The organism is uncultured Salinisphaera sp., from assembly GCF_964012375.1.
In the GTDB taxonomy this organism is placed as follows: domain Bacteria; phylum Pseudomonadota; class Gammaproteobacteria; order Nevskiales; family Salinisphaeraceae; genus Salinisphaera.
This window is the reverse complement of the sequence record NZ_CAXGSH010000020.1, coordinates 12,655-26,028: the sequence shown is the minus strand read 5'-3', so window position 1 is coordinate 26,028 and position 13,374 is coordinate 12,655. Positions and strand designations below refer to the sequence as shown.

12 protein-coding genes are annotated in these 13,374 nt (G+C 58.7%); 3 read left to right on the top strand and 9 right to left on the bottom strand.

Features of this window, described 5'->3' with window-relative positions; translation table 11 throughout:
- Positions 1-17: 17 nt before the first annotated feature.
- The 3 genes from ABNU97_RS05455 to arcD are packed head-to-tail and all read right to left on the bottom strand — an operon-like array spanning position 18 to position 3,784.
- A complete protein-coding gene (locus tag ABNU97_RS05455; protein WP_348765738.1) occupies positions 18-1,028 on the bottom strand; it encodes an ornithine carbamoyltransferase in 1,011 nt (336 codons plus the stop codon).
- Positions 1,029-1,075: 47 nt separating this feature from the next.
- Complete coding sequence (arcA, locus tag ABNU97_RS05450; protein ID WP_348765737.1) at positions 1,076-2,323, bottom strand: arginine deiminase; 1,248 nt, start codon at positions 2,321-2,323, stop codon at positions 1,076-1,078.
- Positions 2,324-2,356: 33 nt separating this feature from the next.
- The gene (arcD, locus tag ABNU97_RS05445) at positions 2,357-3,784 is read right to left on the bottom strand and encodes an arginine-ornithine antiporter (protein WP_348765736.1); all 1,428 of its coding nucleotides are present in this window, start codon (positions 3,782-3,784) and stop codon (positions 2,357-2,359) included.
- Between the two features lie 482 nt (positions 3,785-4,266).
- Here arcD and ABNU97_RS05440 point away from each other — a divergent pair, with 482 nt between their 5' ends.
- Both ABNU97_RS05440 and ABNU97_RS05435 read left to right on the top strand, forming a co-directional pair.
- Positions 4,267-5,640: a GntP family permease gene (locus ABNU97_RS05440; RefSeq protein ID WP_348765735.1), complete on the top strand. Its 1,374-nt coding sequence runs from the start codon at positions 4,267-4,269 to the stop codon at positions 5,638-5,640.
- A 237-nt stretch (positions 5,641-5,877) separates the two neighbouring features.
- Positions 5,878-7,386, top strand: coding sequence for a hypothetical protein (locus ABNU97_RS05435; protein WP_348765734.1), 1,509 nt, complete (start codon positions 5,878-5,880; stop codon positions 7,384-7,386).
- Between the two features lie 92 nt (positions 7,387-7,478).
- On the opposite strand, the gene ABNU97_RS05430 is transcribed toward ABNU97_RS05435, so the two are convergent.
- Both ABNU97_RS05430 and map read right to left on the bottom strand, forming a co-directional pair.
- A complete protein-coding gene (locus ABNU97_RS05430; protein WP_348765733.1) occupies positions 7,479-8,222 on the bottom strand; it encodes a hypothetical protein in 744 nt (247 codons plus the stop codon).
- Positions 8,223-8,356: 134 nt separating this feature from the next.
- The gene (gene map / locus ABNU97_RS05425; protein ID WP_348765732.1) at positions 8,357-9,115 is read right to left on the bottom strand and encodes a type I methionyl aminopeptidase; all 759 of its coding nucleotides are present in this window, start codon (positions 9,113-9,115) and stop codon (positions 8,357-8,359) included.
- A gap of 239 nt (positions 9,116-9,354) precedes the next feature.
- On the opposite strand from map, the gene ABNU97_RS05420 reads away from it, so the two are divergent.
- Positions 9,355-9,828 carry a GGDEF domain-containing protein gene (locus ABNU97_RS05420; protein WP_348765731.1) on the top strand — a complete coding sequence of 158 codons (474 nt, stop codon included), beginning with the start codon at positions 9,355-9,357 and terminating at the stop codon, positions 9,826-9,828.
- 271 nt (positions 9,829-10,099) lie between these two features.
- Here ABNU97_RS05420 and ABNU97_RS05415 read toward each other — a convergent pair whose 3' ends face one another.
- From ABNU97_RS05415 to ABNU97_RS05400, 4 genes are all read right to left on the bottom strand, one after another.
- Positions 10,100-10,762 (bottom strand): hypothetical protein, encoded by a 663-nt coding sequence (locus tag ABNU97_RS05415; protein ID WP_348765730.1) that lies wholly within the window; start codon positions 10,760-10,762, stop codon positions 10,100-10,102.
- The gene (locus ABNU97_RS05410) at positions 10,762-11,640 is read right to left on the bottom strand and encodes a nucleotidyltransferase (protein WP_348765729.1); all 879 of its coding nucleotides are present in this window, start codon (positions 11,638-11,640) and stop codon (positions 10,762-10,764) included. Before ABNU97_RS05410 ends, ABNU97_RS05415 begins: the two co-directional genes overlap by 1 nt.
- Positions 11,641-11,753: 113 nt before the next feature.
- Positions 11,754-12,344, bottom strand: a complete 591-nt coding sequence (locus ABNU97_RS05405; RefSeq protein ID WP_348765728.1) for a hypothetical protein — start codon at positions 12,342-12,344, stop codon at positions 11,754-11,756.
- Between the two features lie 324 nt (positions 12,345-12,668).
- On the bottom strand, positions 12,669-13,364 hold the full coding sequence (locus ABNU97_RS05400) for a glutathione binding-like protein (protein ID WP_348765727.1): 696 nt from the start codon (positions 13,362-13,364) through the stop codon (positions 12,669-12,671).
- Between the last annotated feature and the right edge of the window lie 10 nt (positions 13,365-13,374).

Here is a 13,374-nt window from a genome sequence, read left to right as displayed (position 1 = left end):
AATGGGGCGTCGGTGGGCTAGATATCGCCGAGCGTAGCCACGAGCACGGCCTTGATGGTGTGCATGCGGTTCTCGGCCTGATCGAAGGCGATACAGGCCGGCGATTCGAACACCTCCTCGGTGACTTCGATACCGTCCTTGAGCTGCGGATACTGCTCGATCGTCTGCTTGCCGACCTTGGTCTCGGCGTTATGAAACGCCGGCAGGCAATGCATGAACTTCACCCGTGGGTTGTTGGCCTTGTCCATCAGCGCCCGGTTGACCTGATACGGCATGAGCATGTCGATACGCTCGGCCCAGGCCTCGATCAGTTCGCCCATCGACACCCAGACGTCGGTATGGATGAAGTCGACGCCCGCGACCGCTTCGGCCGGGTCTTCGGTGAGCGTGAGCCGTGCCCCGGACTCGGCGGCGAACTGCTCGCAGGCATCGATATGCGCCTGCTCCGGCCAGAGCGCCTTGGGCGCTGCGATACGCACGTCCATGCCGAGCTTAGCGCCGATCATCAGCAACGACTTGCCCATGTTGTAGCGGGCATCGCCCAGGTAGGCATAGCTGATGTCGTGCAACGGCTTGTCGCTGTGCTCGCGCATGGTGAGCACGTCGGCCAGCATCTGGGTGGGATGATATTCGGCGGTCAGACCGTTGAAAATCGGCACGCCGGCAAACTCGGCAAGCTGCTCGACGGTGTGCTGATCCGCGCCGCGGTATTCGATGGCGTCGTACATGCGCCCGAGTACACGCGCGGTGTCCTTGATCGTTTCCTTGTGCCCGATCTGCGACGAGCTCGGGTCGATATAGGTGACGTTCGCGCCCTGCTGATAGGCTGCCACCTCGAACGCACAGCGTGTGCGCGTGGAGGTCTTTTCGAAGATGAGCGCGATGTTCTTGTCGCGCAGGTGCTTCTGCTCGCTGCCGGTATAGCGTGCGCGCTTGAGATCACGCGACAGGTCGAGCAGATAGATCAGCTCGCGGGTGCTGTGATGCATCAGGCTGAGCAGGTGGCGGTTATGCATGTTGAAGGCCATGAGCGGCACTCCCGATTGAAAGGGTTGGAGACAGGCCGGACGGCCGATCAGTAATCGACCGCGTCCCGCGCGATCGGGCAGGTCATGCAATGACCACCGCCGCGACCGCGACCGAGCTCGCTGGCATCGATGGTGATGACTTCCACGCCGGCCTTGCGCAGCAGCGTGTTGGTGTGGGTATTACGGTCGTAGCCGATGACCACGCCCGGCTCGACGGCCACCACGTTGTTGCCGTCGTCCCACTGTTCGCGTTCCGCTTCGTAGCTGTCGCCGCCGGTCGCGATCGTGCGCAGCTGCTTGAGGTTCAAGGCCGCGGCGACCGTGTCGACGAAGGACTTGTCCTCACGCCGCACGTCCAGACCGGCCGGTTTCGAGTCGTCGGGCCGGATACTGAACGGGGTGATCGCATTCACCGCTTCCGGATAGATCGTGACCAGATCGTGGTTGCAGAAACTGAACACCGTGTCCAGATGCATGGCCGAACGGGCCTTCGGCAAACCGGCGACGATCACGTGCTCGGCCGCGCCGTGGTCGAACAGCGATCGCGCCAGCTGACCGATGGCCTGGTGCGAACTGCGCTCGCCCATGCCGATGAGAACGACGCCGTTGCCAACCGGCATGACGTCGCCGCCCTCGAGCGTGGCCATGCCATGGCCGACGGTCGGATCGCCGTACCAGATATTGAAATCGGCGTTGGCGAAGGTCGGGTGGAATTTGTAGATGGCGGCGGTCAGCAGTGTTTCCTGGCGACGCACTTCCCAGTACATGGGGTTGAGGGTGACGCCGTTGTAGATCCAGCAGGTGGTGTCACGGGTGAACAATGCATTCGGCAACGGCGGCACGATGAAGCTCGCATAGCCGAGATATTCGCCGAACATGCGCACCAGCGAACTGCCCAGGCTTTCCGGCACATCGCGCGCCGAAACGCCACCCAGCAGATACTCGGCAAGCTGGCGTGACGGCTGCTCTTCGAGCCAGGCGCGAATCTCGCCCATGAGGCTGATACCCACCTGATCGGCCGTGATCTTGTGATCCAGAATCCAGGCGCGGGCCTCGGTTTTATCGAGCACGTCGGTGAGCAGATCGCGCATTTCCAGCACGTCCACGCCGCGTTCTTCGAGCTTGTTGACGAAATCGAAGTGATCGCGCTTGGCTTCGTTCACCCAGATCACGTCATCGAACAGCAGATCGTCGCAGTTCGATGGCGTCAGGCGCTGGTGCGCCAGGCCCGGTGCGCACACCATCACCTTGCGCAGCTTGCCGATTTCCGAATAAACGCCGAGAGGTTGCGACATGAGAACTCCTGTCAGACAGATAGGATGAAAGGGCTATAGCGAGAGAAAACCGGCATACAGGCCGTAACCGGCGAGCACCGCCCCGGCCAGCACGACGGCGAAGATCGCCCACTCGAACGGCTGGAACACCGGCTTGGATTGCTCGTGCCGAGCCTTGGCAAACAAGGCCGCGCCCGGTGCGTAGAGCAGCGCCGACAGCAGCACGTACTGGATGCCACCGGCATAGAGCAGCCACAGGCTGTAGGCCAGCGCGACGGCGGCAATCGTCATATCCTTGCGCCGACGCCCGGGCTCGCCTTCGTAGGTTTCACCGCGCCAGCTCATCAGCAGCGCATAGGCGGCCGACCACAGGTAGGGCACCAGAATCATCGACGTGGCCAGATACAGCAGGCTCAGGTAGGTCGACTCGCTGAACAGCGTGATGACCAGAAACAGCTGGATGAAGCCGTTCGACAACCACAGCGCGTTGCTGGGCACATGGTTGTCGTTCTCGTGCTTGAGAAAGCCCGGCATGGTGTGATCGCTGGCCGCGGCGAACAGAATCTCGCCGCAGAGCAGCGTCCAGGCCAGCAGCGCACCGCCCAGCGAAATCAGCAGACCGATGCTGATGGCAAGCGAGCCCCAGTGGCCCACCAGATGCTCGAGCACCCCCGCCATCGACGGATCCTGCAGGTTGGCCAGTTCCGGCTGGCTGAGCACGCCCATCGAGAGCACGCTGACCGCCACCAGCAACAGCAGCACGCCGAGAAAACCGATCACCGTGGCCTTGCCGACATCGCTGCGTTTCCGGGCACGCGCGGAGTAGATGCTCGCGCCTTCGATACCGATGAACACCCAGACGGTGACCAGCATCATGCCGCGCAGCTGGGTCATGAAGCTGCCCAGATCCGTATTGCCGGTGCCCCAGAAATCGTCGAAGAACACCGATGGCTTGAACGCGAACGCCACGATGACGATGAACAACACAATGGGCACGACCTTGGCGATCGTGGCCACCGTATTGATGAACGCAGCCTGCTGAATGCCGCGCAGCACCAGAAAATGCAGCAGCCACAGCAGAACCGACGCACACAGCACGGCCGCAACCGTGTTGCCCTCGCCGAACATCGGGAAGTAGTAACCCAGGGTGCTGAACACCAGCACCAGATAGCTGACATTGCCCAGCCACGCGCTGATCCAGTAGCCCCAGGCCGACGAAAAGCCCATGTAGTCGCCAAAACCGGCCTTGGCGTAGGCATAGATGCCTGCATCCAGATCGGGCCGACGGTTGGACAGGGTCTGAAACACGAACGCCAGCATCAGCATGCCGGCGGCAGTAATCAGCCAGCCGACGAGTACCACGCCGGCACTGGCGCTGGCGGCCATGTTCTGGGGCAGACTGAATATGCCGGCGCCGATCATCGAACCGGCAACCAGAGACACCAGCGCGCCCAATCGAAGCTTCGGTTTGTCGTCGGCCATGAACTGCGGTTCCAGGAGAGGTTCGCCGTAGCGTAGGCCTCTTCCGGACGGCCGGCGTTGACATAAATCAAAGTGTGCGCGATCTAATTTAAAGCCATACTTTATTGATTTATATATATTTATTCTTCGGATCTTCTTGGCATGGCGACTCGGTGCGCATCGCCAAGACGGCTATTCGACCGGCCGGCTGCCGCTGTCACAGGTTCGCGACCCTGCCCGACGAAACATGCCGCAGCAGCCCGACGCCACGTCAGGCTCTTGCGTTGCGCCGCACCCAACACGCTCGCGGCTCGCAACCGCCGCCTTCGACTATTCGACTCTAGTCGTAAATGCGAGACAGCAAAGCTGTTTTCCCGCAGGCTCTGCGAGCGTCATGGGCGTCGCCCCGTCAATAGCGTCAAGCCCCGTACGAGGGCTCACCCGGCGTACCGCACTGTTGACTGGGAACGGGCCGACACCGCTAACCAGAAAGGAACGACACGATGGGCCTGATCGGCATTTTTGTTTCGCTCGCATTACTCATGTATCTGGCTTATCGCGGGATCAACGTGTTGATCCTGGCGCCGTTGCTGGCCCTGCTGGCGACCGTGTTCGCCGGCGGGCTACCGATACTGGCCACCTATACGCAGGTGTTCATGCCGGCGCTGGGCGACTATCTGGTCAAGTTCTTCCCGTTGTTTCTGCTGGGCGCGATCTTCGGCAAGCTCATGGCCGACTCGGGCTCTGCGCGTACGATCGCCGAGTGGTTCACCGATACGATGGGCGCACGCCATGCCATTGCCGCGGTAGTGTTCGCCTGCGGCGTGCTGACCTACGGTGGTGTGTCGTTGTTCGTAGTGGCGTTTGCGGTCTACCCGATCGGCAACGAACTGTTCCGGCGCTCGGAGACGCCCAAACGTCTGTTGCCGGCCGCACTCGCGCTGGGCTCGTTCACCTTCACCATGACCGCGTTTCCCGGCACGCCGGCGATCCAGAACGCGATCCCCATGCCCTACTTCAATACCACCCCGTTTGCTGCACCGATATTCGGCACGCTGGCAGGTCTGGGCATGCTCATGTTCGGTACGCTGTGGCTCAACCGCCGCCGGGCTCGCGCGGCAGCCGCTGGCGAAGGCTACGGCTCGCATGCCGCCACCGACGCCGATGCACAGGACGAAAACGCCAAGCGCCCCACCATGTGGCTCGCAATGGTGCCGGTGCTGGCGGTCATCACCCTCAACGCGCTGTTCACTTACCTGGTGATCCCGTGGATGGATACGGGCTATCTCGGCCAGCAAGACTATGGCAGCGCCGAGATCGGCGACGTCCGCGGCATCTGGGCAATCATCGCGTCGCTGGTGATTGCCATCGGGCTGGTCACCGCGCTCAACTGGTCGCGCTTCGAAGATCTCAAGGAGAGCTTCAACCGCGGCACTTTTGGCTCGCTACTGCCGGTGTTCAACACGGCATCGGAAGTCGGTTACGGCGCGGTGATCGCCTCGCTGCCAGCGTTCCTCGTCATTCGCGATGCGGTACTGGGCATTTCCGACAATCCGCTGTTGTCCTCGGCGATTGCGACCAACGTGCTGGCCGGCATCACCGGCTCGGCCTCCGGCGGCATGTCGATCGCGCTGGAAACGCTGGGCAGCGAGTTCATGAGCCGGGCCCAGGCCGCCGGCATCGACCCAGAGATCATGCACCGCGTGATCGCACTCTCTTCCGGCGGCTTCGATGCCCTGCCGCACAACGGCGCGGTCATCACCTTGCTGGCGATCACCGGCCTCACCCATCGACAAAGCTATGCCGATATCTTCGTGGTGGCCGTGCTGATTCCGTTCGCGCTGACTCTGCTGGTCATTCTCGGCGCATCGATCTGATCGGCCCGCGCGGGCGACCGGCTGGCGCCGGCTGACGGCCGCCCGCTGCCACCACAACCTTGCGCGCAAGATAACCGCGCGCTTACGTAACTCGCTGATATCGCATCGGTTCAATATACTGCGCGGCTCAACTTTGCCGAGCGCAATGCCCAGCACCCCAGCCGGGCGCCACGCAGGGCCGGGCGATGCACGCCCACGCCCCGGCGCTCGAACCACAGCCGTGCGGATACCCCTGCCATGACCCGATCGCGCCGCCGTGCCGTTGCCCTGCCCCTGCTGGTCGTGGCCCTGGCCACCGGCCTGCCGGCGACCTGGTTCATATGGACACTGGCCAAGGGCCACGGCGATTTCGCCGGCGGCCATGTCGATACGCGTGAATTCGCGACCCTACAATCCTACTTCCAGCGCCGAGACGATGGCCTGTGCGATCGGATTTTCGTGACCGCTGAAGACACCTGGCTGGTTGGCGTGGTAGACAGCCCTGATTCCAGTATGGACCTGGGCGGGAGTACCGATTTGGCCGAACTGATCCGCGGCCACGATGACGACAACGGCGGCGCTGCCTATGGCGTATTCGGCGCCGCCACGGGCGCGCGGGCCAAGTATGGTTATATCTCGCGCTTGAACGACAACGGGCAATTCGACGTGGTGGCCCGCCTCAACTCGTCGGCCTGCATGGCCGCGGGCGGGCCTGACGGACGACGGGTTTACGTCCTGTCCGGCATGGAGCGCCCGGATAACGCTTACGATAACGACGACCCGGCCAGCCGCCAGGACGCCGTGTTCGCCACGGCCGATCACGGCCAGAGCTGGCAATGGCAGCGCGAGGGTTTCATGGTGCCCTCGTCGATCACCGCCTGGGGCGTGCGCCCCTACCGGGATGCCTACGATACCGTTTGGGCGTGGGCGCGCCTGCCGCGTACGCAGGTCACGAACGGCAAACCCATTGTCGACGGCGACGGCAGCGGCCTGTACTACTCCACCGACGAAGGCCGCAGCACGACCGAAATCGTACAAACCTCGCCCCTGGTCGCCAGCCGCCAGGAACTGGAGGCACTCAAGCCCGCCGGTATGAAACTCAACGGCGAAGCGGTGGTGGGCGAGGTCACACCCCACGTCATGCGCCTGGGCGTCGATCGCGCGGCCGTGTGGGTGTCGCAGCAGATCGGTTATAGCGACCCAACGGATACGTCGCCCTACAACGCCGGCGCCTTGCACCTGCTGCGCTACGCCGAGCTCAGCCGCAGCGGCGACGAATGGCGTATGGGCGACGTCGAACAAAACCAGGGCATGGAAATTCAGGCCATGGGCCAGGGCCCGGACGGGCGCGTGCGTGCCGTGGTGCGCATGGCCGGCGAAACCGGCAGCCATATCGCCCGTATCGATCCGGCCAGCCTCGAAATAAAGACGGCGGCCAAACTGCCCGGGGCTTTTGCGCCGCTCACCTCCAGCGAATATGTTCGCGGCTTCTGGGTGGGCAAGCACAGCATGGTGGTCAACGTCGGCAGCAGCTACCGGGTACCGACATGGATCAACGCCGGCGAATGGCTCTCCGGCGACGAGGCCCATATCTCCGGCAACGCCGTTTTCTACAGCGTCGACGATGGCCGCTCATGGGACCGCTTGGCCATCCCCGGCTACCAGGGCGTCCTCGGGTTCGACGCCGCCACCGATCGGCTGTTCTGGCACAAAGGCGGCTCCTACGAGGACAAATCGATCCAGGTCGATCGCCTGGCCGAAGACTGACGCGGTCGCCGCCGCTTGGCAGCGTCGACCACGGATGCGGCGCCCATGTACAGGCCCGCGACGGCGGTAACGCGCCACCGCGGGCCGTCTAATCATTCCGTCACGGGCCGCGCGGAGCCGTCGCCGCGATGGCGCAGGCGCACCCACACCGTTGCGATATAAACGAACAGGAACGTCGCAATCATCAGTTCCTTGACCTCGCCGGCGTTGATATCCATCGGCCAGACCACCTCGCCCGCGATGGATTCGCTGATTTTCTGCGGGATGGACGAAAACGCCGCAATAAGGCCCGCCGGCACACAGGCGATGCCCGGCATGATCCAGTAAGCGAAGCTGCCGCTTTCATAGGTCTTGCCGCGGGCCCGGCGTACCAGCGGGATGATGGCGCCACCGATCAGCGCCGCCAGCGTGAGCAGGTTGCGCGGCAACTGATCCAGCAACGAGCCGACCACCCCGTTCGAATTGTGGAGATTGGTTTCGTTCTGGTTGTTGAGTGCGGCCCACTGCTCCGGCGCATCCCAGCCCATCCAGTGCTGCCCCCAGCTGGCTTCTTCGCCGCCGAAATAAATACAGCCCAGACAGAACAGACCGAAGAACAGCAGCAAGCGCTTGTTGCCCAGTGAACGCAGCTTGCTCAACACCAGCAGACCGGTAACCAAGGCCAGTACCAGCACCAGTACCGTACCCTGCTCCGTGGCACCTGATTCATGCAGTATGTAGCGGTCGAAAAACTCGAACGGCATCAACGCCCGCAGGACGTAGTGGCCGAAATACAGTACCGTCGGCACGCCGACCCAGAACCAGGCCGGCACATGGCTATCACGCAAGTCCTTCATTCGTATGGGCTCTCGCTTCAGATCTACTAAAGCCAGCGACTATACCCCGCCAAACTCCTGCACGCAGCAACAAAACTGCAACAAGAGCTCGCCTCTCGCTACGGGCGCCGCGCCACTGCAGGCACAGGCGAGCGCTACGCCGCGTGCTGGGAAAGGGTGGCGATAATGGGCGCACCGTCGGTCACGATCACGGTATGCTCGAACTGCGCCGAGCGGCTGGCCGGATCGCCCACCAGCGTCCAGCCATCGCCGGTTTCCGATACGAACGTGCTGCGCGTGGATAAAAACGGTTCGACCGCAATCACCTGGCCGTATTCCAAGCGCCGCCGATCACTGCGGTCGTAGAAGCCGAGAATTCCTTCCGGCTCTTCGTGCAACGAGCGGCCCAGCCCGTGCCCGGCCAGATTCTTGATGATCTTCAGCCGGTGTTTTTTTGCCACCGCCTCGATCGCCTTGCCGATCCTGTTGATAGGCGCATTCGTGCGCACCTCCGCCAACGCGCGCTCCAGCGCCAACTCGGTAGCCCGACACAGCATCGCCTGCTCGTCCGCCACCGGCGCGACCACCGTCGTACCCCCGGTATCGGCAAAATAACCGTCGCGCTCGGCCGAAACATCCACGTTCACGATATCGCCCGCAGCAATCACCCGTTCGCCCGGCACCCCGTGGGCGGCCTCTTCATTCACGCTGATACAGGTAAACCCCGGAAAGTCGTAGCACTTAATCGGCGCCGAGGTGGCCCCCAGCCGCGCCAACATCTGCCCGCCGATTGCATCCAGCTCGAGCGTCGTCATCCCCGGCTCGACCGCTGCCAGCATGGCGTCGCGAATCTCGGCCACGATCCGGCCGATGGCGAGAATGCCGTCGAGGTCTTGTTGGTTTTCGATGGTCATGGGCGTCTTGGAGCGCTGATTAAACGCGCATGATACCGAGCCGGGCGGACATGGTGCTTATCGGCCGTAAAATCTATCGGTGACGTTTGCAGTCATGTCGAAGTGAGAGACATCAGCCCTCGCCACACGCACCCGATATGCAGCCGTTTCACTCGACAGTTAATTCCGAACGAATTCAAGCGAGATAGCAATTAAATATACTGTCCCCGGATCGCCACGAAAAACTCTACAGCGGCGCCATGTGCGACCCCCTGACCGGGTTGCTCAACCGGCGCGGCTTAACAAAAGCACTCGAAGAAATATGCAACGCCAGTGCACCGGCCAGTCTGCTGCTCATCGACGTGGACCGCTTCAAATCCATCAACGACACCCTTGGCCATGACGCCGGCGACCGTGCGTTGATCGAACTCACCGGCGATATGCGAGCCGTGGTACGAACCGGCGACAGCGTCGGACGCTACGGCGGCGACGAGTTCCTGATTATCCTGCCCGACCTCGACACAGCCGCCGCCCTGACTGTCGCACAACGCCTGCTCGACCAGATCGACCAATCCAATACCGAGCGCAGCGCGCCTTTTGAAATCAGCATCGGGGTCGCCAGCAAGCGTGACACCCCAACATCGCCGGACGAACTGCTCAAAGCTGCGGATGAAGCCTTGTATGAAGCCAAGAAGGCCGGCTCCGGGGCAGCCCGAGCGTTCACTGCCGTCTAGCGGCGTCCCGCAAGGCAGAATAACGGTAGGTGGACCACGACCGCTGATAACGTCCTGACCGTCCAGCGGCCGGCCGGCTTAGATCGTATAGCTCTCGGCGGCGTTTGCAGTCACCGCGAAATACGAGCCCTCGACAGACGCATCGCGGATCTATCCCTCTCACCCGGCGTCTATTAAAAAACCGGCTCGAGCGGAATATCAATTAAATATACTGTCCCCGGATCGAGCGAGCTGCGAAGCAGCGGAAAATCGGCCGCCGTGCAGCCGATTGTTAGCGTCGATTTTCATCTTCCGTTACGGGATGATCTCCCAACTCTTCAGGAATTTCCTCAAGTATTTCTTTAGAGTGATACTGAAGAATGATTTCACCCTTTGTTAATCTCTCCGTCCAATACCTGCCTACTAGCTTTTGCTTCGGCTTTTCAATGATCTTGAAAACTGCTGTTCCATCATGCGGAATACTGCGTTCATTCAAACTTAATCTAGGCTTGCTAGTATAGGAATATGCTATGTTTTTAACCTGTCGATCCGGTTCGATAAGAAAGCCCTCAGAATACGAAGAGCTTTCCATTTCACTCGTGCGCATCATGCAATGAATGTGAAAGAAAGACTGGTTTACTGTGAGCATTACGGGTATGGGAGGCGGTTTTTCTCCTGTTTCGGGATTCTTCCAGTCGGAATATATAAAACCCACCCAACTTCCATTTAAATTAGGAAAAGGAACAAGCCAACCTCTAAATATTTTAAGTTTCCAGCCCCACTTAACAAACACTGCAACTACCAGAAGGTCGATAGTTACAACCTTTGGTACAAGCCCAAAAAAATCCTTTACTTTTGACAAATCTAAACCGCCAAAATAGGCTAGCGAGAACCAAGCAACAGCAGAAATTCCGACCAGAATATAAAGCGAACTCTTAAGTGTGATATTACGCATTACTTGAATCCAAAATAGTTCCAGGCCGCTTTGGCAAAATCGCGTCCATCCTCACGGGTCCATTTCTGGTTCTTATGAAACAGGAAGAAGCATTCATTCACCTCCACCCAGCGACCAGAGGCTGGCTCTTCATCACCTTGAAGGTTGCTCCAAATATGAACAAGCATAGCTCGAAGGCGTTCTGTCCATGTTGGGTGAGAAAATGAATTATCTGGGCAATTGTAGGCTAAACATTCCATAAAAAATGAGGGCAACTCACGAAATGTGCCATCCTGAGCCATCGCATTTTCAATCCGCTTCAGTAGGCGTGCACCTTTCTTATAGGCATATCCGGTTCGATTGTTCTTTGCCGTCCCATTTTCCTTCTGTTGGACTGGATGATTGACAACACTGCTGCCATCGGTTTTGAATATTTTTGTTCCATCTCTCGATCCATGGTTCATGTAGTAGCGATAGCTAAAACATGGAACCACATCAGCATCTACGCGTGCAGAGTTAGAATTTATCTGTATCGCGGTAGATCCCGAAGAATCTACCTGCCCTGGAAACTTTGCATTCAGAGCAGAAAGAAGCTCTGCTCTTAACTTTGCTGGGGTCCAAATTCCATCATATGATCCACTAGGCGGATGATTACCTTCTTCAGATTCTTCCCAGTATTGACACTCTGTGCACTCCACCGCAATGTCTACATCACTATCTGACCGCACATTAGTATTATTAGCGTAAGATCCTTTCGCAAAAACCTTCAATGAACAATTATTGAACGGTTCATGTGAATCTATCGCTTGGCGAATCATTCGCTCCGTTCTATCCTGCTTATCCTGCTCCGTACTACTCGAAGGGCCTGTCCATCCAGACAGCTTATCTTCCAAACTCATTGTTTATCCTATTAAGACGCTAACGCCAAAGCTCAGTTGCCGCCGGAGCGGCGAAAGCCGCGGAGGGAACCCAAAGCACACCAGCGCTTTGGGCGGTCAACTGCAGCGACCTGTTAGATTATCTTATTGTAACCCTTGGTATTCGGCGTTTTTGCTTTACCAAGATAGTCCACAAATTCTTCAATACATGGAAAACTCGACGCGCCGCCGCTCGCCTTCCGGAAATTTTTGAGCAAATATATATCTTTTTCTGGAGACACCAAATCCCTGAACTGCTCTTCGAGCATTTTTTGGTCAGCGATGTTGTTATTCCAAGCACTAAGGACTACTTCGAGAGAGTTTAAATAATCAATTACCTCCCATCTCAAAGCGGATGATTGCTCTACGCTGAGATTATAGTCGTCGTCACTGTTTTCGATATCACCTTTCAATGCTGCACGTAAAAGCGGAATATATTTTCCTTTTACTGAAAATGGCTCCTGCGCAAGAAGTGTTTTTGCTTGCTCTTCTGAAAATTCGTCAACTAACTTCCGAGCGGCGGTAGATCTTTGGGTGAGATTCTGAACCCAACTTTCGAGTAATGTGATGGAAAGCTCCCGTCGCGATCTTTTATGATCCGCCCGAAACTGAAGATATGCCAATAAAATAGCACTAGCAGCAACGACACTCGAGATTGCCGTGACCCAATGCAAAAAAAGCGACATAAAGCATTTTCCCCTAATATCGAAACTTATCTAACGCCAATTCGACGACATTTGTCGACCTAATACGCACGTAATTAGTCTACCTAACACGACTGCGGGTATCGTCGAATCAATCATTTACAGGTTTTCTGCATATTAGGTAGACGATATCGATATGCGTCGATTATCGACATGCCGTACGGACCGGCTGAGTTCCTTTTCTGTGTTCATTCGAATATGGCACGGATGCACGCCATAAAAAAGCCCGCGCTCGGCGGGCTTTTTTCGTAGGTTAGAAGCGATATGGCTACAGGCAGCAAGGCACTTCCAGCCCAGAAGGCATGACTAGCGCTTCTCGTACTGCTTGTTTCCAAACATATTCTCCATCGCATTCTTGTCCTGGCTGAAATCCGTATGGTGATCGGCCAGAACCTGTAGCCCTTTCTTGACGTTCTCGCGATCGCCGATCATTTCGAACCAGCGGCGTACGTTCGGGTAGTCGTCGATATTCACGCCCTGCGTTTCGGCGCTGCGCAGCCACGGCCAGGTCGCGATATCGGCAATGGAATAGTCGTTGCCGGCAAGGAACTTGAAGTCGGCCAGGCGGCGATCCATGACCCCGTAGATGCGATTGGCTTCGTTCTCGTAACGCTTGATGGCGTATTCGATCTTCTCTGGCGCGTACTTGTTGAAGTGATGCGCCTGGCCGAGCATGGGGCCGACGCTGGCCATCTGGAACATGAGCCATTGCATGACGTCGTTACGCTTGACCGTATCGGTCGGTAGCAGACGGCCGGTCTTTTCGGCCAGATAGATGAGCATGGCGCCCGATTCGAACAGGGCATACGGCTTACCATTGGGGCCGTCCTGATCGACCATGGCCGGGATCTTGTTGTTTGGGCTGATCTTGAGGAATTCTTCGCCGAACTGGTCGCCCTTGCCGATGTTGATCGGGTGGGCGGTGTATTCGAGGCCCATTTCCTCGAGCGCGATATGGATCTTGTGGCCGTTGGGGGTAGTCCAGGTATAGAGATCAATCATGAACGATCCT

Bases quoted from the DNA above. Each gene is read 5' to 3' on its own strand.
- arcD (WP_348765736.1), bottom strand. From the start codon at position 3,784: ATGGCCGACGACAAACCGAAGCTTCGATTGGGCGCGCTGGTGTCTCTG.
- ABNU97_RS05420 (WP_348765731.1), top strand. From the start codon at position 9,355: ATGTGCGACCCCCTGACCGGGTTGCTCAACCGGCGCGGCTTAACAAAA.
- ABNU97_RS05430 (WP_348765733.1), bottom strand. From the start codon at position 8,222: ATGAAGGACTTGCGTGATAGCCATGTGCCGGCCTGGTTCTGGGTCGGC.
- ABNU97_RS05455 (WP_348765738.1), bottom strand. From the start codon at position 1,028: ATGGCCTTCAACATGCATAACCGCCACCTGCTCAGCCTGATGCATCAC.
- ABNU97_RS05410 (WP_348765729.1), bottom strand. From the start codon at position 11,640: ATGAGTTTGGAAGATAAGCTGTCTGGATGGACAGGCCCTTCGAGTAGT.
- ABNU97_RS05440 (WP_348765735.1), top strand. From the start codon at position 4,267: ATGGGCCTGATCGGCATTTTTGTTTCGCTCGCATTACTCATGTATCTG.
- ABNU97_RS05435 (WP_348765734.1), top strand. From the start codon at position 5,878: ATGACCCGATCGCGCCGCCGTGCCGTTGCCCTGCCCCTGCTGGTCGTG.
- arcA (WP_348765737.1), bottom strand. From the start codon at position 2,323: ATGTCGCAACCTCTCGGCGTTTATTCGGAAATCGGCAAGCTGCGCAAG.
- ABNU97_RS05405 (WP_348765728.1), bottom strand. From the start codon at position 12,344: ATGTCGCTTTTTTTGCATTGGGTCACGGCAATCTCGAGTGTCGTTGCT.
- map (WP_348765732.1), bottom strand. From the start codon at position 9,115: ATGACCATCGAAAACCAACAAGACCTCGACGGCATTCTCGCCATCGGC.
- ABNU97_RS05400 (WP_348765727.1), bottom strand. From the start codon at position 13,364: ATGATTGATCTCTATACCTGGACTACCCCCAACGGCCACAAGATCCAT.
- ABNU97_RS05415 (WP_348765730.1), bottom strand. From the start codon at position 10,762: ATGCGTAATATCACACTTAAGAGTTCGCTTTATATTCTGGTCGGAATT.